The 24756-nt window shown below is 38.8% G+C and carries 18 protein-coding genes; 17 read left to right on the top strand and 1 reads right to left on the bottom strand.

The annotated features are described in order from the left end of the window. The first annotated feature begins 6 nt into the window (after positions 1–6). The 8 genes from ACT3CD_RS03005 to ACT3CD_RS02970 all read left to right on the top strand — a co-directional run bounded on the left by ACT3CD_RS03005 (position 7) and on the right by ACT3CD_RS02970 (position 12109). Complete coding sequence (locus ACT3CD_RS03005) at positions 7–1539, top strand: RagB/SusD family nutrient uptake outer membrane protein (protein ID WP_444642812.1); 1533 nt, start codon at positions 7–9, stop codon at positions 1537–1539. A 335-nt stretch (positions 1540–1874) separates the two neighbouring features. Continuing rightward, complete coding sequence (locus tag ACT3CD_RS03000; protein WP_444642810.1) at positions 1875–4076, top strand: heparinase II/III domain-containing protein; 2202 nt, start codon at positions 1875–1877, stop codon at positions 4074–4076. A gap of 11 nt (positions 4077–4087) precedes the next feature. Continuing rightward, positions 4088–4453, top strand: coding sequence for a cupin domain-containing protein (locus ACT3CD_RS02995; protein ID WP_444642808.1), 366 nt, complete (start codon positions 4088–4090; stop codon positions 4451–4453). 5 nt (positions 4454–4458) lie between these two features. Then, positions 4459–5784, top strand: coding sequence for an MFS transporter (locus ACT3CD_RS02990; protein WP_444642806.1), 1326 nt, complete (start codon positions 4459–4461; stop codon positions 5782–5784). A gap of 169 nt (positions 5785–5953) precedes the next feature. Next, complete coding sequence (locus ACT3CD_RS02985; protein ID WP_444642804.1) at positions 5954–6715, top strand: SDR family NAD(P)-dependent oxidoreductase; 762 nt, start codon at positions 5954–5956, stop codon at positions 6713–6715. Between the two features lie 69 nt (positions 6716–6784). Next, the gene (locus tag ACT3CD_RS02980) at positions 6785–7876 is read left to right on the top strand and encodes a sugar kinase (protein WP_444642802.1); all 1092 of its coding nucleotides are present in this window, start codon (positions 6785–6787) and stop codon (positions 7874–7876) included. 830 nt (positions 7877–8706) lie between these two features. Continuing rightward, the gene (locus ACT3CD_RS02975) at positions 8707–11022 is read left to right on the top strand and encodes a chondroitinase-B domain-containing protein (protein WP_444642800.1); all 2316 of its coding nucleotides are present in this window, start codon (positions 8707–8709) and stop codon (positions 11020–11022) included. Positions 11023–11239: 217 nt separating this feature from the next. After that, complete coding sequence (locus ACT3CD_RS02970) at positions 11240–12109, top strand: cupin domain-containing protein (protein ID WP_444642798.1); 870 nt, start codon at positions 11240–11242, stop codon at positions 12107–12109. A gap of 212 nt (positions 12110–12321) precedes the next feature. Here ACT3CD_RS02970 and ACT3CD_RS02965 read toward each other — a convergent pair whose 3' ends face one another. Continuing rightward, complete coding sequence (locus ACT3CD_RS02965; protein ID WP_444642796.1) at positions 12322–13020, bottom strand: sulfite exporter TauE/SafE family protein; 699 nt, start codon at positions 13018–13020, stop codon at positions 12322–12324. 660 nt (positions 13021–13680) lie between these two features. Between ACT3CD_RS02965 and ACT3CD_RS02960 the strand changes: the two genes are divergently transcribed. The 9 genes from ACT3CD_RS02960 (at position 13681) to ACT3CD_RS02920 (ending at position 24655) form a co-directional block, all read left to right on the top strand. After that, positions 13681–14499, top strand: a complete 819-nt coding sequence (locus ACT3CD_RS02960; RefSeq protein ID WP_444642794.1) for a glutaminyl-peptide cyclotransferase — start codon at positions 13681–13683, stop codon at positions 14497–14499. Positions 14500–15570: 1071 nt separating this feature from the next. Then, the gene (locus ACT3CD_RS02955; protein WP_444642792.1) at positions 15571–15945 is read left to right on the top strand and encodes a hypothetical protein; all 375 of its coding nucleotides are present in this window, start codon (positions 15571–15573) and stop codon (positions 15943–15945) included. Next, on the top strand, positions 15935–16396 hold the full coding sequence (locus tag ACT3CD_RS02950) for a hypothetical protein (RefSeq protein WP_444642790.1): 462 nt from the start codon (positions 15935–15937) through the stop codon (positions 16394–16396). The genes ACT3CD_RS02955 and ACT3CD_RS02950 overlap by 11 nt, the downstream gene beginning before the upstream one ends. Before the next feature lies 1 nt (position 16397). After that, a complete protein-coding gene (locus tag ACT3CD_RS02945; protein ID WP_444642788.1) occupies positions 16398–16859 on the top strand; it encodes a hypothetical protein in 462 nt (153 codons plus the stop codon). Between the two features lie 1056 nt (positions 16860–17915). Continuing rightward, the gene (locus ACT3CD_RS02940) at positions 17916–18842 is read left to right on the top strand and encodes a hypothetical protein (protein WP_444642786.1); all 927 of its coding nucleotides are present in this window, start codon (positions 17916–17918) and stop codon (positions 18840–18842) included. A 331-nt stretch (positions 18843–19173) separates the two neighbouring features. Beyond that, the gene (locus tag ACT3CD_RS02935) at positions 19174–19788 is read left to right on the top strand and encodes a hypothetical protein (RefSeq protein ID WP_444642784.1); all 615 of its coding nucleotides are present in this window, start codon (positions 19174–19176) and stop codon (positions 19786–19788) included. Positions 19789–19977: 189 nt separating this feature from the next. Next, positions 19978–20718: a hypothetical protein gene (locus ACT3CD_RS02930; RefSeq protein ID WP_444642782.1), complete on the top strand. Its 741-nt coding sequence runs from the start codon at positions 19978–19980 to the stop codon at positions 20716–20718. A gap of 1095 nt (positions 20719–21813) precedes the next feature. After that, positions 21814–22827, top strand: coding sequence for a hypothetical protein (locus tag ACT3CD_RS02925; protein WP_444642780.1), 1014 nt, complete (start codon positions 21814–21816; stop codon positions 22825–22827). A gap of 157 nt (positions 22828–22984) precedes the next feature. Then, a complete protein-coding gene (locus ACT3CD_RS02920) occupies positions 22985–24655 on the top strand; it encodes a tetratricopeptide repeat protein (RefSeq protein WP_444642778.1) in 1671 nt (556 codons plus the stop codon). Positions 24656–24756 lie beyond the last annotated feature (101 nt).

Here is a 24756-nt window from a genome sequence, read left to right as displayed (position 1 = left end):
TACATTATGAAAAAATATAAATATTTATCCTTATTCTTTTTTATAGGGTTATCAATTACAGGATGTTCAGATTTGGAAGAAGAACCTGTAGGGTTGTTAGCGCCGGAGGGTTTCTTTCAATCAACGACCGACATACAAACTGCCGTAAATGGTTCTTATGGTCATATGCTCCATCGGTATTTTATGTCCAGAGAGATGTCAATGGCACTGATGCTGCGAGGAGACATGGTCGATTTGAATCCCAATGTTACTAATCCTGAACGGGTTCAGTTTAATAACGTAGCTCTTTTGGCTGATAATTCAACGATTGGTCTGTTTTGGCCCAAATGCTATCAGATTATTGCGGCCGCTAATCAGGCAATTTCTGGCGCTGAATTGGTCAATGTTGCGGATGAAGTGAAAAATCCGATTGTTGCGCAAGGCTATTTTGCAAGAGCATTCACCTATTTTCATTTGGTCCGCCAATTTGGTGAGATTCCTTATTTAACCGAGCCTGTAACCGATATACAAGCCGCTGGTTCTATTGGCAAAACTTCAGTCGACGATGTCTATAAAAACATTATTGAAGATCTGAAGTTTGCCAAAACATGGCTGCCAAATACACAAGCTGCCAGATCAATCCCGGCTAAGTCTGCTGCAAGTTCTTATTTGGCTTTAGTGTATTTAACGATGGGTGAATATCAAAAAGCCTATGACGAAGCAAAGGAAGTTATTGACAACGAAGATATTTATGAATTAGGTTTAGAGCCCGATTTTCAGGATCTATTTGACGCATCTAAAGTCGATGCTTCTCTGGAACCAATATTTGTGTTGGATTTTATCGGGCAATCCGATGGCGATCAGGGGCGGAATTATCAGGCCGCATTTACTGGTATTAGAAACGATGATCAGTATGGTTATGGTGGCGGGTGGTCTGTTGAGGTGCCTTCTATGGCCGTATATACCACCTGGGATGGCCGGGATTACCGTAAAGCAGTTAGTTTAGATACCACGGCCGTTTTTAATGATGTTGTAATATCTTATGACTCATTTACAAATGTTGGTATTGGTGGATACGCCTCAGGTGTCGATCGTCCACATATTGCAAAATATACCCGTAAAGCGGGGCCCGCTGCCGAAGGAAATGGACGAACGACTAATAGTAATTATTTGATGATGCGGTACGCTGAGGTATTGCTCATTGCCGCTGAAGCGTTAAACGAAGTCGATCCCGGAACGACTGAGGCCGATGGATATGTAAACAGAGTAAGAGCCAGAGCCAGAAGTGGTAACGGGTCTTCATTCCCTGCTGATGTCTCCGGCTTATCTCAGGAAGATTTTAGAGATATGGTGTTGGAAGAACGTAAATGGGAACTTGCTTTTGAGTTTAAAAGATGGTACGACATTGCCCGAAGAAAATTGGGCACGCAAGTATATGGTGCTTCCGGATTGGAAGGCGTTAAAGCTGAATTTAATCCGAATCGCGACTATTTATTTCCATTACCTGTTGATGAATTGGTGAGAAATCCCAATTTGTTGCCTCAAAATTCGGAATATTAATCATTGAATGGTTCATGAGCAGTTTGAACATGTATTGATGTTTCAGAAATGATGGCTCTTATGAAAGTTGACCTGTTGCAATAGTTAGTGCCCGAAATTATCGGCAGGTCACTTTTTACTCTATTGAGAAGTTGTTCAAAAAAGGGACATGAATTCTTTGGATTAATACTCGTCATGCAACGGTTGAAGGTGGCATAGCATGGCCTTTTGGATTGAAATATCCGGCCAATAAAATAAACAGTTTCTATGAAAAAGGATTTAGAAGCAGTACGTAATTTCTTTTAATGAGGATTTGAGGGAATTAAGGTTTAATAATTGAAGCTTAAACAACTATAATGAAACATATTCCGACATATTTATTTCTCTTGTTTGTGGCATCGTTTTTTTCTTGCCGCCAGGAAATTGCCACAAATTCAGAGAATGAAGGGTTTCCTAAATTAATTCTTCAAAAATCATCGGTGCCTGAAATGATTGAGGGACTGAAGCAATACCCTTTGCTGCAATCTTCATTCGAAAATGCAAAAGACATTGCCGATAAGGGGATTGAAGCCGGAATTGTTGTGCCTTTTCCAAAAGATCCGGGCGGTGGTTACACCCACGAAAAGCACAAACTCAATTATCTGGAGATGTATAATGCAGGATTGGTTTATCAGCTGACCGGTGACGATAAATATGCTGCTTTTGTCCGTGATATGTTAGTTGAATATGCCAGGCTTTATCCTACTCTGGGCATTCATCCTATGCAAAAGAACCAGGCGCCGGGCAAACTATTCTGGCAGGGGTTAAACGAGTCGGTTTGGTTGGTGTATACCATTCAGGCCTACGACTGTATTTACGGGTTTCTGTCGGTGGAAGAGAGAGCCAATATTGAAGACAATCTTTTTAGGAATATGGTTAAGTTCTTTACTGAAGAGGATAAGTATTCCTTCGACCGGGTACATAACCACGGCACCTGGGCGGTTGCCGGGGTCGGGATGACAGGCATGGTTCTGGCGGATTCGTTGATGGTGCAAAAAGCCTTGTATTCCACAAAACTGGATGGCTCAGGCGGGTTCCTGAAACAGATTGATGAGTTGTTTTCGCCCGATGGTTATTATGCCGAAGGTCCCTATTATCAGCGCTATGCGTTATTGCCTTTCATGGTATTTGCACAAGCACTCGAGAACAACCGTCCCGACTTAAAGATCTTCGATTACAGAGAGGGGGTTTTATTAAAAGCGGTAACAACGGTGCTTCAGCTAACCAATTCGGATGGTAGATTTTATCCTATTAACGATGCAATTAAAGAAAAATCGTGGTTAACCTCCGAGTTAATTTTCGGAACCAATATTGCTTATGCCCGCACCAATGAGGCCACTATACTCGACGTAGCAAACCTGCAAAATCAGGTGATGTTAAGCGCTGAAGGTTTAACCGTGGCAAAAGCCGTTGCCGAAGGTAAAGCCCGAAAATTTGAGCGTAAGTCAATGATTATTCGCGATGGCGCTAATGGCGATAAAGGTGGGGTTGCTTTACTCCGGCTGGGCAAAAGCGAAAAGCAAACGTCGCTGCTTTTTAAATTTGCTTCGCAGGGGATGGGGCACGGGCATTTCGACCGCCTCGGAATTAGTCTTTACGACAAAGGACAGGAGATATTACCGGATTATGGCGCGGCCCGTTTTTTAAATGTGGTAGCCAAAGAAGGGGGCACTTATTTACCTGAAAATAAAACCTGGGCAAATCAGACCGTTGCACATAACACATTGGTTATTAACGGGCAGTCGGGGTTTGGAGGTCGCTATGATGAAGCCGAAAAATACAATCCGGAATTGGTTTTTGCGGATCTGGAAAATCCGGAGGTTCAAATTGTTTCAGCTATCGACGAACATTGTTACGAGGGAGCTGTTTTGAAGCGTACTTTGGCCTTGATGGAAGTAGACGAAAGGGTTTATTTGATTGATTTGTTTGATATTAAAAGCCGATTGGCCGGCCTGTACGATTTGCCTGTGTATTTTAACGGGCAGATCATTGATGCCAATTTTAAATATGTCAGATTAAATCAATACAAAACGCCTGGAAAGGCCCATGGCTATCAGCATTTGATTGTGGATGCCGAAGCAAAAAATATCCCGGCCACTGCCAGCCTTAGCTGGATGAATGGTACCGGATTTTACTCCGTTACAGTTTTGGGAGGCAAAGGAGTTGACTGTTACATTACCCGTTTAGGGGCCAACGACCCTAACTATAATTTACGGCCACAAATGGGAATGTTGTTTCGGTTCCCCGATTCGAAAAACAAAAAACTGCTTACAGTATACGAGATACATGGAAGTTACAATCCGGTCAGCGAGGCGGTTTTAGGTTCCGAAGGCTCGGTAAAAGAGTTGCAGTTAATAGAAGGTGACGGCGAAAAAGTGGCTGTTCTGTTAAAACTAAAAAACGATAAAACGATTCAGCTTTTGCTCGATTTAAGCTTTTCAAATGCGGGTGAAAATTCAATAAGTGTAGAAGGGCAAACAATAAATTGGACTGGAAATTATAAAGTATTCACAAACTAAAATCTTCGATTATGGCAAGCGAAAAATTTATCAAAAACAGCGGGAACTGGGAAAACCTTGGTGGAGGCGTATCACGTCAGTTTCAGGGTTGGGATAACCAGATTATGATGGTGAAAGTAAAGTTTGAAAAAGGGGCTGAGGGCTCTCCTCATAAGCATTTTCACACTCAGGCAACGCATTGTGCTGCCGGAAAGTTTGAGTTTACCATCGATGGCGAAAAAAGTATTATCGAAGCAGGAGAAGGCGTTTACATTGCTCCAAATCTGGTACACGGTGCCGTGTGTCTGGAGGCAGGCATTTTAATCGATGTTTTCAGCCCCGTGCGCGAAGATTTTCTTGATGGAACAGCAGTTTCTTATTTCGGCGACAAAAAATAGAAATCATGACGAAAAATGAAAAAAAATGGTGGAAAGTAGGTAAGATTAAAGGTTTCAGATGGTGGATTATCGGGCTCATTTTTTTAGCTACTGTAATTAATTACATCGACAGAAGTGCTCTGGCCCTGATGTGGGGTAAAGCCGGAGAAGCCGGCACTATTTCAGATTCATTGGGATTAGGAGAAGGTCATTATGCCTTAATCTCAAATGTATTCCTGATTGCTTACGCCTTTGGACAATTGTTCTCAGGTAAAGTATTTGATAAAGTGGGTACGAGAATTGGTTATGTGTTAAGTATCGGAATTTGGGGCTTGTCTTCTTTTTTTCATTCACTTACCAGAGGTGCCATTTCAATTGGTATTTTACGTACTACTTTAGGTATTTCTGAAGCCGGAAACTGGCCGGGTGCGGTAAAAAGTAATGCAGAATGGTTCCCCATAAAAGAACGTGCGATTGCTCAGGGGTTGTTTAATGCCGGGGCATCTATGGGATCGGTCATTGCGCCACTGTTTATTGGTGCTTTATGGGTCGCCTTTGGCTGGCGGGTAACTTTTATGATTATAGGATCATTCGGATTGCTGTGGATTATTCCCTGGTTAATAATAAACAAAGCCGGTCCTAAAAAGCATCCCTGGGTGACCGATGAAGAAAGAAAATACATCCTTGACGGACAAAGTAAGGTCGATCAGGAATCCACCAAAGACTCAAAAGGTCTCAGTTTACGCGAAATATTATCATATAAGGAATCATGGTCTGTCATATTAGGCCGTTTCTTTATGGAACCAATTTGGTGGTTTTTTGTGATCTGGATGCCTTTATATTTATCCAAAGAGTTTAACCTGGATGTTAAAGGGGTTGCGATGTTTGCCTGGGTGCCTTATGTTGGTGCTGCAATAGGGAGTATTCTTGGAGGTTATGTATCGGGAAGGATAATAGCAAAAAGTAATTCTATTAACAAAGGCAGGAAGGTTACAATTTTAACCGGTGGTCTGATCATGTTTTCTGGTCTTATAGCAACTCTGCTAATGCCTAAGAGTGAGCCGATTAATTTTGTATTGGTTATTTGTGTGGTGTTGTTTGGCTTTCAATTCGCTATCAGTAATATACAAACATTGCCAAGCGATTTCTTTAGCGGAAAATCAGTCGGTTCTCTGGCTGGTCTTGGAGGAATGATTGGTATCGGTTCGGTGATTATACTAAACTTCATTATTCCAATGATTGCTAAAGTTTCTTACACGCCTATTTTTATCATCATTGCAACATTTGTACCGCTGGGAATTGGAGCTATTTATTTCTTTGCGAGGAATATAAGGCCGGTAGAAGAGAAGTAGGAAATGTTAATATAATGCGTTTCATCCTTTAAATAATGGAAAGATGAAACGAGCCGTGGAAATTGATTCACACACAGGAGGATGATTATTCCGGCGAGTTCAATATGGCAACTGAGAGACAAATTATCAACAGATGAAATTTGAAAAGTAATCTTAAAAAATAAAAATTATGAATTTAAAAGGAAAAGTAGCCGTTGTCACTGGTGCAACAGGCGGAATAGGTTTTGAAGTGGCCAAAAGGCTGGGCAAAGATGGATATACCGTGGTTTTAAATGGTATTCACGATGAAATAGGCGCAAAAAGAGTCGCAGAGCTTGTTGCCGCAGGAATTACGGCTGAATACTTCGGGTTCGACGTGACCAAAGAGGATGAAGTAACTTCTAACATCAATGCCATTGGAAAAAAGTTTGGCCGAATTGATGTGCTTGTAAATAATGCCGGGGGACTGGGCGGCAGACAGAGGTTTGAAGAGATGACAACCGAATTTTACCGTTCCGTGATGGCTTTAAACCTCGATTCTGTATTCTTTGCGTCCAGAGCTGCCATTCCTTTTCTTAAGAAAGGAGAAAATGCCTCAATCATCAATTATACTTCAAATGCAGCATGGAATGCAGGTGGCCCGGGTGCCGGGGTTTACGCCACATCCAAAGGCGGGGTGCATGCCATCACCAGAGCAATGGCCAAAGATTTAGCCGAATATGGAATCAGAGTTAACGCCGTATCTCCGGGTACCATTGACACGCCTTTCCACGCTCAGATTAAATCGACGAAGCCTGAAGTGTTTGCCTCATGGAAAAACAGTGTTTTGTTGGGAAGATTGGGACAACCTGAAGAAGTGGCTTCTGTTGTGGCTTTTCTGGCAAGTGATAACGCCTCTTTTATTACCGCTGAAACTATCCAGATTGGTGGTGGACAGGCTTTGGGTATATAAAAAGCAGGACGTTGGGCAGGGATGCTCAGGTTCTATATGGCAAAAACAAACAAATAATAAACAGCTGAAATGAAGATCAAATTAAAATCAGAATGTACCTACGATTGTATTTCACTTGGAGAAGTTATGTTACGACTGGATCCGGGCGAAGGTCGAATCAGAACGACACGTCAATTCAGGGCCTGGGAAGGGGGTGGAGAATACAATGTTTCACGGGGCCTGAGAAAATGCTTTGGTAAAAAAACAGCCATCATTACGGCGCTGGCCGACAACGAAGTGGGTGCTTTAATTGAAGATTTTATGCTTCAGGGTGGACTGGATACCCAATTCGTTAAATGGGTCGATTACGATGGTTGCGGCCGTACGGTTCGTAACGGACTTAACTTCACAGAACGGGGCTTCGGCATTCGCGGAGCAAAAGGGGTTTCCGACCGCGGTAATACAGCTGCCTCTCAATTAAAACCAGGTGATATCGACTGGGAGTATATCTTCGGAACTCTGGGCGTTCGATGGATGCATACAGGTGGTATTTTCGCAGCGTTATCTGAATCGGCAGCGGAAACCGTTATTGAGGCAGTGAGAATAGCTAAAAAATACGGAACGATCGTTTCATATGACTTAAACTATCGTCCATCTCTTTGGAAAGCCATTGGTGGCGTGGCCAAAGCCAGGGAAGTAAACCGTGAAATTGCCAGATATGTGGATGTTATGATCGGTAATGAAGAGGATTTTACGGCTTGCTTAGGTTTGGAAGTTGAAGGTAACGATGAGAATCTGAAGGAATTGGATTTGTCGGGTTACAAAAATATGATCAAAATGGCAGTCGCCGGGTTTCCAAACTTTCAGGCTATAGCCACAACATTACGTACCGTAAAAACAGCAACCGTCAATTCATGGGGGGCTATTTGTTATTCCGACGGTAAAATTCATGAAGCCCAACATCGCGAAGACCTGGAAATAATGGATCGTGTAGGTGGTGGCGACAGTTTTGCTTCAGGGTTAATTTATGGTTTCCTTGAATTTAATGATGGCGCAAAAGCCGTAGAGTATGGGGCTGCACACGGTGCATTAGCCATGACTACGCCAGGCGATACCACCATGGCCACGCTATCGGAGGTGGAAAAAATTGTTGGCGGTGGCTCTGCCCGGGTGGATAGGTAAAAAGTTTGAAGTAGGAAGTGAATAGTGAAGAGGAGGAAGAAAGTTTAAAGTAAATAAGTAGGCAAAGTGTTTGTTGCCTTTACCCTTTTACCTTTTTTCTCCCCCCTTTACGCACTATCTGCATATTACCGATCAGTTTAAATAGTGCCTGTCCATAAACTAAGTGTTTAAAATATAAAGTTCAAATACGAGGCTCGCGACGTCATAAAAATCAAGGGACTGACGAACGAAGTAAAGGCAGAAGCAAAGTTGTTATTGTGGCTGTTGTTGTGGATTTATCTCATAAATGCTTTGATTATGCTTTACAAGGAGGAAGGAGACAAAGTCAGTTTACTTTTCGTAAATGACTGTTTTTATGACAAGCATAACGAAGTAGTTGACTTTATAGACAAACAAGAAATAGATCCTGTCCATAAATTAAGTGTTTGAAATATAAAGTTCAAATTCAAGGCTTGCGACGTCATAAAAATCAAGGGACTGACGAACGAAGTAAAGGCAGAAGCAAAGTTGTTATTGTGGCTGTTGTTGTGGATTTATCTCATAAATGCTTTGATTATGCTTTACAAGGAGGAAGAAGACGAAGTCAGTTTACTTTTCGTAAATGACTGTTTTTATGACAAGCATAACGAAGTAGTTGACTTTATAGACAAACAAGAAATAGATCCTGTCCATAAATTAAGTGTTTGAAATATAAAGTTCAAATACGAGGCTCGCGACGTCATAAAAATCAAGGAGTTTACTTTTCGTAAATGACTGTTTTTATGACAAGCATAACGAAGTAGTTGACTTTATAGACAAACACTAAATAAGCTTATAAAAACTAAATTCCAATGCATAGAAATTTTTTTTTCTTCATAGTATTGCCTTTCATACTTTTTGCATGTACAACACCGGGGCGTACCAATCAGATTATGGTGCAGAACAATGCAGAGCTTCAAACAGCTATAGCCGACGCTGCTGCGGGTGACGAAATTGTCCTGAAAAATGGAACATGGAACGATGTGAAAATTGAATTTACCAGCAGTGGAACCAAAGAAAAGCCCATTGTGGTGAGGGCCGAAACTGCCGGGAAAGTCTTTATTGAAGGTCAGTCATACGTTAAGTTTGGGGGTGACCATATCGTGATGAGTGGATTGTATTTTAGAAATGGGTATACACCAAATAACGCTGTAGTTGAATTTCGATTGGGAAAGGAAGTTGCCAATCATTGCACCTTTACCAATTGCGTTATCGAAAACTTTAACCAGCCACAACGCGACCGGCAAGATCACTGGGTGGAATTTTGGGGCAGGCATAACGAACTGAGCAATTGTAATATCATAGGAAAGTCAAACTCAGGGCCAACAGTCCGTGTTCAAATAAAAGGTAATGAGAGTATAAAAAATTACCACCGCATTGTAAATAATCATTTTGGACCACGCCCCAGAAAAGGGGGTCCTCACGCCGAAACCGTGCAAATTGGCGATAGTGACACATCTATGTCGCCAAGTCATACCTTCGTTGCCAATAATTTGTTCGACCGCTGCAATGGCGAGGTGGAAATAATTTCCAGCAAAACAAATTATAACGAATTTCGAAATAATATTTTTTATAAGTGCGAAGGCTCTTTGGTGATGCGCCATGGCAACTATTGTTTAATTGATGGCAACATTTTTATCGGAGACGATCATTCGGATAACATGGGGGGGATTCGCATCGTTAACACCGGGCACTGGGTGATAAACAATTATTTCTATAACCTGAAAGGGAATAATTTCAGAGCGCCTTTGGCCATCATGAATGGTATTCCCAGGTCGCCTCTTAATCGTTACAACCGGGTGACGGATGTGGTTGTTGCCTATAATACATGGGTCGATTGTAAATCGCCCTGGCATTTTGGTGTGGGGGCCAATTTAGAACAGGCCGAGGTGCTACCTGCTTCTGAAATCAGATCAGCCCGGGCAGTGCGAACGGTGATTGCCAACAACATTGTTTACAATGCAGAAGAGACTTTCCCGCCCATTGTGGCTTACGACAAAATAGATGGCGTAACGTTTGAAAGCAATCTTATTAATTATAACGGATGGGTTGGTGAAAAGAAAAATGTTTTTGAATATTGCGATTTCTCCATGACCAAAATTAACAACTTCCTTTTTGTGCCTTCATCTAATGTGTGTGAAGTGCCTGCATACAACGGGTTTGAATTTGAATCCATTACCACCGGCCTTTTTGGTAACAGCAGGCAGGAGAATGATATTATAGGAGCAATTTGTGGCACGCCGGGTGAAAATGCTGATATTACGGATGCGGGCAAATATGGGGCAGGTTGGTTTTCAACAGAGACTATAGAACATGACGCTAAGCTCTTTAAAGTGACGGAAGATGATGATTTATTGAAAATAATAAACGATGCGGCTTCCGGTGACATCATTGAGCTGGCGGCTGGAAAATACGTTGTTGCCGCATCCATAAAAATAGATAAACAGATAAGTTTAAAATCCGCTAACGGCCAGGGTGAAGTAACACTGGTGTTTTCGGGTAATGAAAAATCCCCTCTGTTTGAGATGAACCCCAATGGAAATCTGAATCTGAAAAATATTTCACTGGAAGGAAATCGGGCCAACTTCGCCTTTGCTACACTAAAAGAAAACATGTCGGCTTTGTACAATCTAAAAGTTGAAGATTGTCGGATCAACAGTTTTAAATACGTGCTGAAAGCATACAAAGAGTCATTTTCGGACAGCATCTCTTTTGAAGGTTGCACAATCGGAAATTGTGATAACGGAATTGAATTATCACAGGAAACGGACGATAATGGTAATTATAATGTCGAATTTCTGACCATTGACAGTTGTCTGTTTACAAGCGTTGGTGCCAATGTGGTGGATTACTACCGGGGCGGTTATGACGAGTCGACCATTGGTGGAAATCTGAAGGTAACAAATTGTGTTTTTACCAATTGTGGCGCCAAAGAAGAAAACAAGATTTTACTCAATACCCTTGGAATTATGAATGTCGGTATTTCGGATAATATTTTTAAAAATAATCCGGTTAAACTGGTGGCACTGCTGTGGGGGGCCAAGAATAACAGGCATTCAGGTAATGAGATTATGAATTCGGGAAAAATTGTTGTCCAGGAAAATATCGAATTGAAGTTGATGTATTAACATTTAAATGTGAGGATCTGAAACGAGCCATGAGTAAGGTTTAGCTTCACTGATTTTTAATTCTCACAGCGGAAGATGATTATGTTGGCGAGTACCATATGACCAAAACAAACAAATTATAAACATATGAAACGAGCCGTGGGAATTGATTCACACACAGAAGTATGATTAATTCCGGCGAGTTCCATATGACAACTGAAAAACAAAATATAACCATATGAAAAGATCTGAATTTTCGTTTAAGCATATAAATAGTGCCATTTTATGCCTGATAATCGTGGCGGGGCTAACGACTTCCTGTTCAAAAGCGCCGGAAATAATTGTGCAGGAGATGCAGATGGTGTTGCCTGATGGGCAGTCGGTTTTTAAAGAGGAGTTATTGCCCGGCGAAATTGCAGACACCAAAATTGAACACTACGCCTTTGTGGGGCCCATCGTTAAAAATTTTCAGTTTTCAAATGAAAATGTTGACATGTTGGTTTTCATAAAAGGGGACGCGCAACTGAAAGCCGATACTTTAGTGTTTAATATTGTGCCCGAATCAATTGCCATTCCTTTGGCCTGTAAAAATGTACAACTTGAAGTTCCCGATGGCGAGGTGTTGCATTTTGTCCGGTTCAGAAAAAAGCTGTCTGAGCAGGATCTTCTGGATATGGCGGCTTTCCCGGCTGGAAATAAATACGATGTCTTCTTTACCAAATTTGAGGATTGTGAACCTTATACCGAGAAAATAAAGAGTCCCAATACCGTCAGTCGGACCGTTCTGCCCGCCGATATTATTCCCCGTGTATCGCTGGGTACCGTTGAAGCACCGGGACCTGATGAGGTGGGTGCGCACGAGCATGGCATGCTTGATCAATTGTTCCTGGGATTATCCGACAACGATATTGTGGTTCATGCCGATGGCGCTTCTGCCGAACTAAAAGCTTATTCGTTGTTGCATATTCCCCTTGGCTCTGCTCACGGGGTTACGGTGGGCGAAGGCAAGAAAATGTATTACCTGTGGATGGATTTTTTTCTTACAAAGGAAGGACAGAAATGGCTGAAAACGCATAAACCGGTTGCGAAGGACAAAAAGGATTACTAAGCCTGAATAATAACTTTCGCATTGTGAGGGTGACTCTTTGAGGCGAATGTTTAGATCCCTGACAAGATAAAAGGAGTGAGAGAAGTGATAAAAATATTGTCCCGGCCGATTAAAAGTGCATCAGGGATTTTGTCAGATACATCACTTTGCTTTCTCCTTCTTTTTTGTCAACAGACTTCACTGCAATGACATTAATTCACAGACAGTGCGGATTAATGGATTATTAGCATGATACTTGCTATCAGCGTCAAAACGATGTTAATGGTTTTGAATCTTTTAATGGGCATAACCGTATTCAGCTTTTTCCCGAAAACGGTACCTGCCAGCAATATTGGCACAAAGATTAACGATGTTTTTAGCGTTTGCAACGTGATCATGTCGGTTTGGGAATATCCGAATATTGCTATTACAGAGGTAACAACGCTAAAGGCAGCAAATATTTCACGGAACTTACGGTTGCTGATGTTTGCCCTGTTCAGGAAAAGAGCCAATGGCGGTCCGCTGACCGATACAGCTCCGGTTAGAAATCCTATAAATGCGCCTGCATACACATAAGCCCGATTCCGCATACTTCTGTTTTCGGGCATTTTTCTGACCAACGAATAGATTGTTAGAACAATAAAAAGGATTCCCGAAAGTCGTACCAGCCATTTCCCATCGGTGGAACTTAAAGCAATAACCCCGGCAATAGTAAACAAACCGCCTGCGCCGATTAAATAATACGATTGCCTGTCGAGTAATTTATGCTCTTTTTTTTGCACGACAATCAATATTGAAGCAATCAGATTACAGATCATCAAAACCGGGATGATCTCTTTGGGGGCGTACCAGATAAGTAACAAGGGAAATGAAACGAGTGCAAAGCCGAAACCGGTAATCCCTTTTATCAGGCTCGAAAATATTATTATCAAAAAAATCCAAATATTTGGCATAGTTTATTGCATCAGTAAAAGGCGTGAACTAATGGTCACGGCCGTCCATAAGTAATTGTCCCGGGGGCTAAGCTTCTAAAGCCTGATTGCTTTATCTGATTGGGGGGATGTTTAAACCTGTCAAAAATCACACAAGAACCATGCCCATCCTCCACACCGCGGCCATTACCACGGGTTGAACTTCATTACGGTATAATTACAACAGTCTGTTATGGACTTAATGTCAGTTGTTTTTCTGTTTATACACAGAATGGACATTCTGGCATTCGGCTGTTTTTACTCATAGGTTTACTAACACTGCTTATTTTAAATAGTATTTGCAGGAAAATCCGGGGGCCTGAAAGAGTGGTTCAGATTCAAAATTTACACCGCCCGCAAAATATGAGCTCACTCCCGTAAATAACCATTTTAAGAACCCGCACAATGCAGAAGAGGGCTTTTAAAAACGCCCCTCCATTCAACCATTCGCAATTTCTGTTCATCCTATTTGAAAAAATATCAGAGAATTAGTAATTTCATCGTTTGCTTTTCCGGAAACCACCAGGAGGCAATATAAATTCAATAATCGGCTGCAAAAAACGTTATGGACCAGTTCCCGGCTATTGAAAGAAGCATCACTAACCTCTGAATTTTAAACAAATGATTTTAAAACTGATTTCAATATTTTTGATTGCTGTTTCAATACCTGGTTGCAGTGGACGAAGAGCCCAGACGGTATATACCAGTTCAGCAGCTGAATCCATCCCCATAATAGATTATGTTTACATTAATTCTTATCCGCATGATACAAACTCATTTACCGAAGGGTTTCTTATACATAACAGTAAATTATACGAAAGTACCGGAGCAACCGGAAGTTTACCTCAGACACGATCATTATTTGGGGTTGTTGACCTCGAAACAGGGAAAATAGATACGAAAGTAGAAATTGACCGGTTTAAATATTTTGGTGAAGGAATTACTTTTTTAAATGGTAAGGTATTTCAACTTACCTATAAGGCTAAAATCGGTTTTGTTTATGATGCCACAACTTTTAAAAAACTTAACGAATTTACATTTTCAAATAAGGAAGGCTGGGGGCTCACTACTGACGGGACAAACCTTATAATGAGTGATGGAACTAATGTGTTAACATATTTAAATCCGGTTACGCTTCAACCGGTTAAGACGATTTCTGTGACCGAAAACGGGTATGCTAAAGATTATTTGAATGAATTGGAATATATTAAAGGTTACATTTTTGCTAACATCTGGACTACGAATACAATTGTCAAAATAGACCCGACAGATGGTAAAGTTGTTGGAAAACTTGATTTGAGCTCATTGGCATCCGAAGCAAAGAATATATATTTAGGTTCGTTGGAAATGAATGGCATTGCTTATGATTCGATTGCTAACCATATTTTTGTGACAGGTAAGCTATGGCCTGAAATATATGAATTGCAGATTGATGAATGATGATAATAAATATCCCCTTGCTGGCGGCGATTTGTAATCTGTGCCGCCTCTGAAACACAGTCTGCATTCCACGCCAGCGCAGAAGGTTTAAGCCATAAAGCCTCAGATTCAAAATTTACACCGCGCGTAAAATATGAGCTGACTCCCGCAAATATCCATTTTAAGAATCCGCACAACGTAGAAGAGGGTTTTTTTTTGCACGCATATATCAAGGCTGAAAGTCTTGTGTCATTAGCACAGGGCATCGCACTACCCAAGGCGCACGATTCTGCACAAGTGCCGCATGATTCTGCACAAGTGCCGCACGACTCAGCACAAGTGCCGGATCACTCTGCACAAGTGCCGCACGACTCTCCCCAAGGGGCGCAAGGCTCTCCTCAAGGGGCGCACGATCATCCCCAAGGGGCGCATGGCTCTCCCCAAGGGGCGCACGACCATCCCCAAGGGGCGCAAGGCTCTCCCCAAGGGGCGCATGATCATCCCCAAGGGGCGCAAGGTTCTCCCCATGGGGCGCATGATCATCCCCATGGGGCGCATGGCTCGCCCCTTGGGGCGAACGCTTCGCCCCACGCAGAGAAGGTCTCATTACACCATGGCCCCCATCTAAACATGGGGGCTGATTCTGTTCAACTTGTTTGATAGATATCAGCGATTTAGTAAATTCACTGTCTGTTTTTCCGGATATTACCGGTAAAAGACAATATAAATACAATAACGCTTTGAGGGGTGTAAATGATAATGGCGTTATGGAGGGCGTTGTATGCAAGCCTTGGCATAGTAGTAGCTTTAAGCGTTTTGTCATGACTTCTAAAGGATAAGTCCAACTCGTTAAAAAAATACTTAATTGACAATACCCTCAAACAATATATTGTTAATTCATTTTTTGGATATAATTTTAAAGAAACATATTAATCCTATACATTTGGTTAATCACTATCCAATTTATGGAGTTGATAATAGAACTATTTTATAAATCGACGATAAAAATTAAGCTATTGGTTAATATTTCATAACAATTGTTGATATTTTTCGTTATATTAGTATACATTTGTGGCCAGAAAATGCGAACATATGATTTCTTCTAAAGACGGTAAAAGGTCAATTTATATTGATTCCGAGAATAAAGATGAAATCTTAGAATATATACGTCAGGATAATAGACATCGGAAGAAATTCAAGTTTATTTCGGAAATTATTCTTGACGGCCATAGAAATACGGAAGTGTACGATAAAGAAGATATTAATAAGAAGTGTAAAGATGTAACTGCAATGAAATTCTTCAAAGGTCAAGAAAATGATAGAATTTACTGCAAAGAAATAAAGTCTAATACTGGGACACATGTAGTGGTTACTTCAATTCTACATGAAAGGAAAAAGTCCGATGATTTATCTTCAAAAGAAATTGCAATTATAAAGAAAATTGGAGGTTACGATTATGAAATTTAAAGATAAATATAAAGTATCTACCGAGTTTGAAGATATTTTTGCTTTCAATTCAGAAGAAGAGGAATTAGAACATGATGCACAAATATTAATGTTTAAGTTCCTAGAAGAACTTGAGAAATGTAACTCAAATGGTTCTAAGCTTAAGAAAAAGGATTTAGCTAGCGCAATAGAAAAATCACCAAGTTTTATATCTCAACTGTATTCTGGTGATAAACTTATGAGTTTTAATTTATTAGCTAAAATTCAAAAAGCATTCAATATAAATTTTGAGATAAAAGCTAAATTAAATTTTGCTGATTACGGCGAGGAAGTTCCAGCTTCGAATAATTTTAATTTTCAGAGTGAACCTGATGGTTTTTGGGTTTGGATGAACAAGAATGCTGATTACTCAAAAAGTGATGAATGCTGTGATAAATATGACAAACCTGAAACTGAAATAACTGCCGCTTAAGATGAAAGCTTCTAAATCACCATTGATTCTTAACAACTTTTTCTTATTAAATCTGGATTATCAGTTTAATCAACCAAGTGGAAAATCGAAAATCAATCTACTTGAATTGGCAGATAAGTATAATCTAGATATAGACTTCTCTTTTCAAAAACTAGATGACGAGACGTTTCAATTATTTACTAAAATTGGAGTTAACGACATTGAGAAGCCATCATTTGGGTATATTTTATTTATAGAGGGTGTATGTGTCTTTTCTTTTGACAAGAAAGTAAAATTATCGGAACAAGATAAATCAAACTTATTACATTTTTCAGGTTTAAATATATGCATTAATAGCCTTAGAAATATATTAGCAACAACAACTTCTAATGGACCATTTGGCAGATATATCCTACCTTCTATTGATGTTAACCTTCTTTTAGATGATAAACACAAACAAACTTTAGAAAATAAACCTAAATAAACTTCATTCCATTATTAAAGGCTTATAAGTAAAATTTAAAGACTTATCTAAAAAATAGTATTCTTAATCCTCCTTGATTTAAGAATAAGAAAAGAGAGCGCTATGTTTTGGAAATCAGTGCAGATTAATGGCCAGCATACAACAACGGGTATAGTTTATTGGCGGATAGGTGGTTTGCGAGTCTTTGTATTTCAATTTATCTGACCTTGCATCTTGATAAGGAAGAGCTATGAAATCGCCAACGAAACCATAGTGTGCCGAGAAGCAGAACATCGGTAATATAATGTTCTGCATGCTGTAGTTAAGATGGTGGAAACAGTTGTAAGTTGAACCACCGGTGTTGTCTTACAGGAGAGGGCATCAATTGAAGCGAAGCGTAAATCATGAGTTCCATAAAAAGCAAATATTGTACGAACTAAACCACCTAAAGGTGCTGTGGTAAAGAGCCATGGTGCTGAGCGTTTAGGAAAAGGCTATCCATGAGATAGAGCAGGTATGGATATAGGAGCTGAACGAAAGTGAACCCTTGATGAGGAGTCGGGAAGTTGCTACATTCAGTCAAAAGCTACAGGGCTGAGCGTAAAGAAACAGTCCGGTGGCCTGTTTTAGTGAAGAGCCAGATTGTGGGGCTGCAAACGGAGTGATAAGTATAGCGGAAACCTGAATTACTGGCTATACGGCTGGCGTCTTTCAGAGGGCAGGAACTATATCCGGGCTTAAATACGGAACTCGAAAATCTGCGTGGTAATGCCAAGGGATGAGCGCAATGGGAACACCCCAGAGGCTCGAAACCGAAGTGTCATGTAGGGGCGCACTAACTCGTAGTAGTGATGAAGCTTCTGTAATGGGAGTGGAGCAAAGGGGTTAGCTATTGTAGTTAAATTAATTACCAACCTGAAAGGGGGTGAGTTTCCAAATTTTGCTACATTAGAAGAGCCGTATGACGGGAGACTGTCACGTACGATTCTGTGAGAGGGGGGAGGTGAAATTCCTCCTTACCTACTCGACCAATTTATCGTTGGCAACAAGTAAAAGAATGAAACAGCAGTTTTGCATATGAAGAAATTTATTTCATTTGAAATTCAAGGAGCTACACCGTTAGATTATAGATATCTGCATGATGAGGATTTTGAACATGTTTTAAATGAGAATGAATCTTTTAAATATTCAAACATATACTTCTTCTGTAAGTTGAAAAAAAGACGATTTGATTTAGTAAATACAAAGATTATAAACGATTTTGAATTAATAGTAAGTATAAATATTGGAGAGCAAAACCAAAAAATTACAACAAGTATTTTTAATTGTATTTCATTAATAAAGGGTGTTCCTGTAAATTTACAGCAGACCTTTGATATAAGAATTGATTACAACAAATCGTCACCTTTTATCTTAATATTGTTAATTAAATCAGATGAACTTGAACTTGAGGAATTCGAATTTGGAATTTCAATTACAAATGTTGACCACTCTTTAGATTTTATTGAAGGTAATCCGCCTGAGATTGTTTATATAGGGCAATCTTTTAGAATGTTAGACCGAGTTAGAGAGCACAAAACATTAAGTAAAGTTATCTCTCAACTTGAAGACGATGAAGAAATTGTTATATACTTCGTAAATTTTAAATATGGGATTGGTGAAAAAGTTAGAGTAAATATGAAAATGTGGGATTTTATGCTTGAAACAGAAAATCGCACAGATAAAAACTACAGAGATAAAATTTCATTAGCGGAAAGATTTTTAATTTATCTGTTTAAACCAAAATATAATGACCAACACATTAATACTGAATTGAGCAAAGATACTCTTGTAAAAAAGATTCTTTTAAAATCTGGAATTACAATGATAGGTTTGTGTTATGCTATGTATGGTAGTCTATATCAGTTTTGGTCACCAAATCAAAGATTAAAAGCTGATTTGATATCGTATGATTTCGACAAACCAGAGTTGGGATTTCAGAATGAAATGGATTTGTTTAAATGAATGCCAGCTGGAAATATATAGGCATATGAGCGGTCGGCACGACCCAACGATTACTTCAGGTTGAACCACATTCCGTTAGAGCTACAACAAAATACTATGGACCTACTGTCGTTTTTTTATGTTTTTGAGAAGAATATTCATGCTTGCATTGAGCTGCTTTTGTTCAACTTGTTTGATAAATATCAGTGAATTAGTATATTCAGTGTCTGTTTTTCCGGAAATCACGGGCAAAAGACAATATAAATACAATAACGCTTTTGGGTTATAAATGATAATGGTGTTATGAGGGCGTTGTGGCCAATAGTACGAGACAGCACAAAATGAACATATTATGAGATATTTAAACATTATATTATTCTTGATTTTGATTAGTTGTAATTCGACTAAAACAGATAGAGGATTAAACGTAAATAATGATTTGATTAAACCCTTTTTCCGAAATGATTATTTATATCCAGAAAATCCAGAGTATAAATTTGGTCAGGTTGCGAAATACACAATAGACTTAGATGATAATGATAAACTTGATACAATAATTCTTCGAGCAATTAAAGACTGGACTGACCCTGGAGATTTCCATCAAATGGAGGTTATACTTGATAATAACCAAAAGATTACAGAGACTTGTTTTGATGGTTGGGTAAAATTTGGAGAAAATTATTCTGTTAATGACAATCTGAGAAAATTAAATAAAGTAAATAGTGACTTATTATTAGTTACGGATTTTGATACAGATAGGATATTGATTTTTACTTTTGGTTGGGTTTACGCTAGTACTACGGGACTAATGACTATTATTGATGCAAATGGTCAGACTCCGAAAGTGATATTTAATGATAATTTTGAACTTGAGAAAATTGAAAATAATTCATTCACTGGACAATTTGAGTATAGTGAGAAAAGTAAAACAATACGATTGATTGAAAACAGATTAGAAATACAATAACTACTGGCCACAACACACAATATAAAACAGTTGGGGCTCAGCGGTTTACGGGTGTTTGGTTCTTGCTTCAGCATTCTTGTCGGTGGACAAGAACGCAGCCCGAAAACCCAACCGTTTCATATTGTAAAACGTTAGCGTGAATTAAAGCAGATACCATACACAAAATGAACTAATTAATATGATACTTTAATGGGATTTAATATATCAGGAATCGCAGTCGCAAAGAATCTGCAAAATGACATCGAGAAAATAGAGAAAGAAATCGGATTTCAACTTGAATTCGTTGAAGAGATAAATTTTGAAACAGCTTCATCAAATTGGAAAGAAGAAGGTATTTGCGATATCTATTTTGGAGAAAGGGGGACTATAATATTTCTTAATCACGAGTTGAGTATTGAAGAATATAGTATTATGGATTTACCCACTTTAACATTTGCTATGTCCGATGTTGCTTCAACTTACATGTTTCATTATTATGAAAACGGAATTTTTAAACGCTCAAAAGCGGAATCCGAGGGAAAAGAAATGCGAGTGGAGGGAGAAAGCCTTGATATTGAGTTTACCCCAATTGATATGGATGGAATTATTTGGCACTTAATTGACGAGACTTTAGGTCAAAAATTTATGGAAATAGATTTAGCCGATAAAGCTTTTAGATACAGACTTATAAAGAGCGCAGATAAGTTGAGGAAAACAGAGAATAAAGAAAATTCAATTGATTTAAAACCAATAGGCAATAGATTAAAAATACCCTTATTGATTTTTAAGTATTCCAAATGGATTATTATTATAGGAATGATATTTACAATACTAAGCCTGACTAAGATATTCGACAATAGATTTGGATTTTTAGTGATTATATTTGGCGTGATAATGCGTAGAGGCTCAACTTGGTATATGAATAAAATAATGATTAGGCACAAGGAATAACTCACGCTAACCCTTAAGCATCGTTTTTGGCTTTTGGCCAAATATGTGCTTAATGTTGAACTAAACCCGATTGCAATGGTACTCCTTATATAATGTGGAATCGATTTTAGGGATTTGTTCTCCATACCAACAATCGAGATTCATCCGGTGGTATTGATCCGTTTTTTTTGTTTTCGGGGCACACTTTGCTTCTGGTAAAAGAGGCGTTCGATGATGTAAAACTAATCTTTTTCCATCAATTATTTCCGATCAAACAGACCTTTCCCAATTTGAAGACGCTGCCATCCTCAATGATTTAATAAACACTACCTATACACTAATTCGTCGAAGCGGGCGGAGCCCTGTTTCGTTGTTTAAATAGATTGGGCATCGAATCGATAAGCACCATGTTGCCTCCACAGTCTTTACATATTCCTGGTTTTATGCCCATTCTTCTTATGACTATTTCCAGCCAGGTTTTATCCATCTGTCGGCATAGATGGCGGAGTCACCTTCAGATGCAAACGGATTATGGCAAGAGACTTTACCTTTGCAGCACTCGACGTGAGCTGTGAGTGGGGAAATGTCCCTACGCAACTGTAGATGAGATGGTGGAATCGACCCACCAGAATCTGCTTTATAGGAGCCGGTTCTAAACTGCTTTTCTGATGCGAGCGAAGTGATTTGATGGTGTGAAGCGAGAAAAGAAAAGGCAGGCAAAGATCTGTCAAGTATGGATAAAAGAGATGAGCGAAAGCGAACCTGGCGATGACGCATCGAGAAGGCAATACTTGTTGTCAAAACCGAGGAATGTCGAGGTCTCAGGGATAAGCATAACGGACGACCTGTTTTACTGGTTATGCGGCAACCGTTGTAGAGCAGGCATGACTTTTATATGGGCTCATTTACGCAACGCAGTAGCTATTGTAGTTAAATTAATTACCAACCAGAAAGGGGATGAGTTTCCAAATTTTGCTACATTAGAAGAGCCGTATGACGGGAGACTGTCACGTACGATTCTGTGAGAGGGGGGAGGTGGAATTCCTCCTTACCTACTCGACGCACCAACGTTGCGCCTCATTTTAGAACCTAACAGAAAATTAGAAATCACAAAGAATGAGAATTAGTCAGTTCCAGAAATATTCGCAGAAAGAAAATACAGTGACAAATAATGTCCTGTTAATGCTTTCAAGATTAAATGATTTAAAAGTTGACTACTATAAAGATATAATTGAGAAAATATCAGATGGAAGCCAAGAGTATTATCCTCAAGCAAATTTCATTCAACAAGTTAACTCTAAGCGTGGAATTATAGATGGATACATTGAAGTAAAGGCATCTAAAATCGTTATTGAAACAAAGCTAAGACAAAAAGAGTTAGTTTCTAAGCTAACGAAATATGCTGAGGTATTTAAACGTGATGCTCAAAATCAATTATGGCATTTAAGTTCTAAATGTTATTCTGGAAAAGAAGTTGAAGAAATTAATGAAAAGTTGAAGAAAGATTACCCTGATACTGCAATACAATTTAATAACCTGACTTTCTTGGATTTAATTGAAAATTTAGAAGATGTATACAGTGAAAACGTCCACGATTACGAACTTAAATTATTATACGAGGATTTTAGGGATTATTGCTATGAGGAAAATTTAGTAAATGACAGTTCTTATAAATTACTATTTGTACCAACTGGATTTTCCTATTCATGGAATAAGAAGTATAAAATGTACTTCTGTCCAAGGAATTGGCACAAACAAGATTTTACATATTTTGGACTTTATAAAAATAAGTCAGTTAGATTTATCTCAAAAATTGAAAATGTAATTATTGCAGATTTTGATATAGAAACAAAAAAACTACTGGTTTACAAATCACGAAAAGAAACAACAGAAAGGCAATTAGAAAGGTTAAAAGAAGCTCTCATTGGATATGGTGAATCTCAAAATGGATTAAAATACTATTTGCTCCCCGAAGATGAATTTTATTCGACAGATTTTAGAAAAGAATCCAAAGGTGGCATTCAAGGATTTAGGTATAAAGATTTAAAGCATTTCATTGATAAGGAAACTCTTGATTCTTTAAGAGTTGACGAAATTGCTGAACATTTAAAAACTAAGATATGGAAATAAAATCAATAAAAACGAGGCACAATATATAGGCATATGAGCGGTCGGCACGACCCAACGATTACTTCAGGTTGAACCACATTCCGTTAGAACTACAACTAAATACTATGGACCTACTGTTTTCTGCTTTTATTATATTTGTGATTAAAGCCTTAATCACATGAAAATAGAGACATTCATTTTAGCCTTTTTAAGCTTTTTGTTCGTTATTACTTCTTGTGAGCAACAATCTGGAAATGTTGAGCTAATACTCCAAGGTGCAGAAACACTCGTAGGGCAAGATCCCGACAGTGTTTTTATCATGTTAGAAAAGATTCAAAGTCCTAAATCCCTAAAGAAATCTTTGTTTTATCGCTATTCACTACTGCAGATACAAGCTAAAGATAAAAGTTATAAAGATATTACTACTGACACATTAATTTTCGATATTCAAAAATACTACAATAATGAAGGCGATATAGAACAAGCAGCACTCGCTTCATTTTATTGTGGAAGGATAAGGCAGGAACAAGGAAAACATGAAGAAGCCCTGAAAATCTATTTAGATGCTGAAAAATATTTGAATCAGATTCATAACGATAATTTGAAAGGATTGTCTCAAAGTGCAATTGGAAATATATATTACAAACAATTTTTAAAAGATAAAGCAAAAAATCATTTTAAACTTGCCAAAGACTATTTTCATCAGGCCGGTAATTATAATAACGAAATAAGTGCAAACAATTTTATTGGCAACTGTTTACTAATACAGAAAAAACCAGATAGCGCTTTTTTTTATTACAATGAAGCACTTGCATTGGCTGACAGTATTAAGGTTAATAAACTGCAAGCGGTGGCAAGGCAAAACTTAGGCGTGGCATTCAGGGAGCTTGGAAGTTATGAGCAGGCGATTTATTTTTTAAGACAAGCTATGACATTTTCTCCCGATTCCTTAAACAATGCAAAACTGGCTGCCAACCTTGCCCGTGTTTATGAGTTGCAGGATAAAAACGATTCGGCTGTTTATTATTTACAAAAGGCCTTAACCTATCTTCCCGGAGGGCAACGCAGTTATCTTACTGCCAATATATATGCTACCTGGTCAGCGATAGCAGAAAAAGACAACAATTACGCAGAAGCGCTCAACAAGTATAAGCTTTACAATAAATACTTGGCGCAAATTATAAATGACAACAAAAACGATGCAATTTTAGAGATTGAAGCAAAATACAACTTGCAACTCGTTGAAAATAAATACAAACAACTTCTTGTTAATCGACAATGGATGGTGATTTGTTTTCTTGGGGTGTTACTGCTTTGTGTTTTGTTTATTCTTTGGGTTTTACGGAGGACAGAAATGCGCAGGATGGAATTAACAGAGGCCGAACACAAAATTGCCCAAATGCAGAAAATGGTTAGCAGGTACAACAAAAAAGAAAACTCTTTAAGAAATGTATTAATACACCATTTTGAGATACTAAAAAAGACTGCCTTATTGAAAAGCTATATTAATGAGCATGAAAGTAAAAGTGGGAAACAATGGCTCCGTAAGTTTAACGAAGTGGTTTATGGAGAAAAGGATCTAAACTGGGATTTATTATATGAAGTGCTTAACAACGCCAGCAGTGGTATTTTTGAACAACTTAGAAAGCGCTTAACTCAACTTGATGATTCTGAATTCCGTATTTGTTGTTTGTATTATGTTGGTTTTAACAATACAGAAATAGCGCTTATTTTAAATTACCGGTTAAATACCGTTGAAGTTAAAAAGAGCACTATTCGAAAAAAACTTGGAATAGAAAGCCGTGGAAATATTCGTGATTTTTTAAATAAAATCATTGGTGTCCGGTAAAAATTTAGAGAAATGATTAGAACACAGCTTCAATGTGCGAGCCAGAGATTTTAGGAGATATTGGGGTTGCTTTCCGCCTCAAGGAATTTCCGTTAAGAAAA

It is taken from the genome of Geofilum sp. OHC36d9 (assembly GCF_052400685.1).
Lineage (GTDB): Bacteria > Bacteroidota > Bacteroidia > Bacteroidales > Marinilabiliaceae > CAZHHH01.
Note: the sequence above shows the minus strand (reverse complement) of the source record. Positions and strands in the feature narration are given on the sequence as shown.

Coding starts and splice junctions, on each gene's coding strand:
- ACT3CD_RS02960 (WP_444642794.1), top strand. CDS start 13,681: ATGATTTTAAAACTGATTTCAATATTTTTGATTGCTGTTTCAATACCT.
- ACT3CD_RS02995 (WP_444642808.1), top strand. CDS start 4,088: ATGGCAAGCGAAAAATTTATCAAAAACAGCGGGAACTGGGAAAACCTT.
- ACT3CD_RS02925 (WP_444642780.1), top strand. CDS start 21,814: ATGAGAATTAGTCAGTTCCAGAAATATTCGCAGAAAGAAAATACAGTG.
- ACT3CD_RS02940 (WP_444642786.1), top strand. CDS start 17,916: ATGAAGAAATTTATTTCATTTGAAATTCAAGGAGCTACACCGTTAGAT.
- ACT3CD_RS02935 (WP_444642784.1), top strand. CDS start 19,174: ATGAGATATTTAAACATTATATTATTCTTGATTTTGATTAGTTGTAAT.
- ACT3CD_RS02950 (WP_444642790.1), top strand. CDS start 15,935: ATGAAATTTAAAGATAAATATAAAGTATCTACCGAGTTTGAAGATATT.
- ACT3CD_RS02930 (WP_444642782.1), top strand. CDS start 19,978: ATGGGATTTAATATATCAGGAATCGCAGTCGCAAAGAATCTGCAAAAT.
- ACT3CD_RS02975 (WP_444642800.1), top strand. CDS start 8,707: ATGCATAGAAATTTTTTTTTCTTCATAGTATTGCCTTTCATACTTTTT.
- ACT3CD_RS03005 (WP_444642812.1), top strand. CDS start 7: ATGAAAAAATATAAATATTTATCCTTATTCTTTTTTATAGGGTTATCA.
- ACT3CD_RS03000 (WP_444642810.1), top strand. CDS start 1,875: ATGAAACATATTCCGACATATTTATTTCTCTTGTTTGTGGCATCGTTT.
- ACT3CD_RS02955 (WP_444642792.1), top strand. CDS start 15,571: ATGATTTCTTCTAAAGACGGTAAAAGGTCAATTTATATTGATTCCGAG.
- ACT3CD_RS02970 (WP_444642798.1), top strand. CDS start 11,240: ATGAAAAGATCTGAATTTTCGTTTAAGCATATAAATAGTGCCATTTTA.
- ACT3CD_RS02985 (WP_444642804.1), top strand. CDS start 5,954: ATGAATTTAAAAGGAAAAGTAGCCGTTGTCACTGGTGCAACAGGCGGA.
- ACT3CD_RS02920 (WP_444642778.1), top strand. CDS start 22,985: ATGAAAATAGAGACATTCATTTTAGCCTTTTTAAGCTTTTTGTTCGTT.
- ACT3CD_RS02945 (WP_444642788.1), top strand. CDS start 16,398: ATGAAAGCTTCTAAATCACCATTGATTCTTAACAACTTTTTCTTATTA.
- ACT3CD_RS02980 (WP_444642802.1), top strand. CDS start 6,785: ATGAAGATCAAATTAAAATCAGAATGTACCTACGATTGTATTTCACTT.
- ACT3CD_RS02990 (WP_444642806.1), top strand. CDS start 4,459: ATGACGAAAAATGAAAAAAAATGGTGGAAAGTAGGTAAGATTAAAGGT.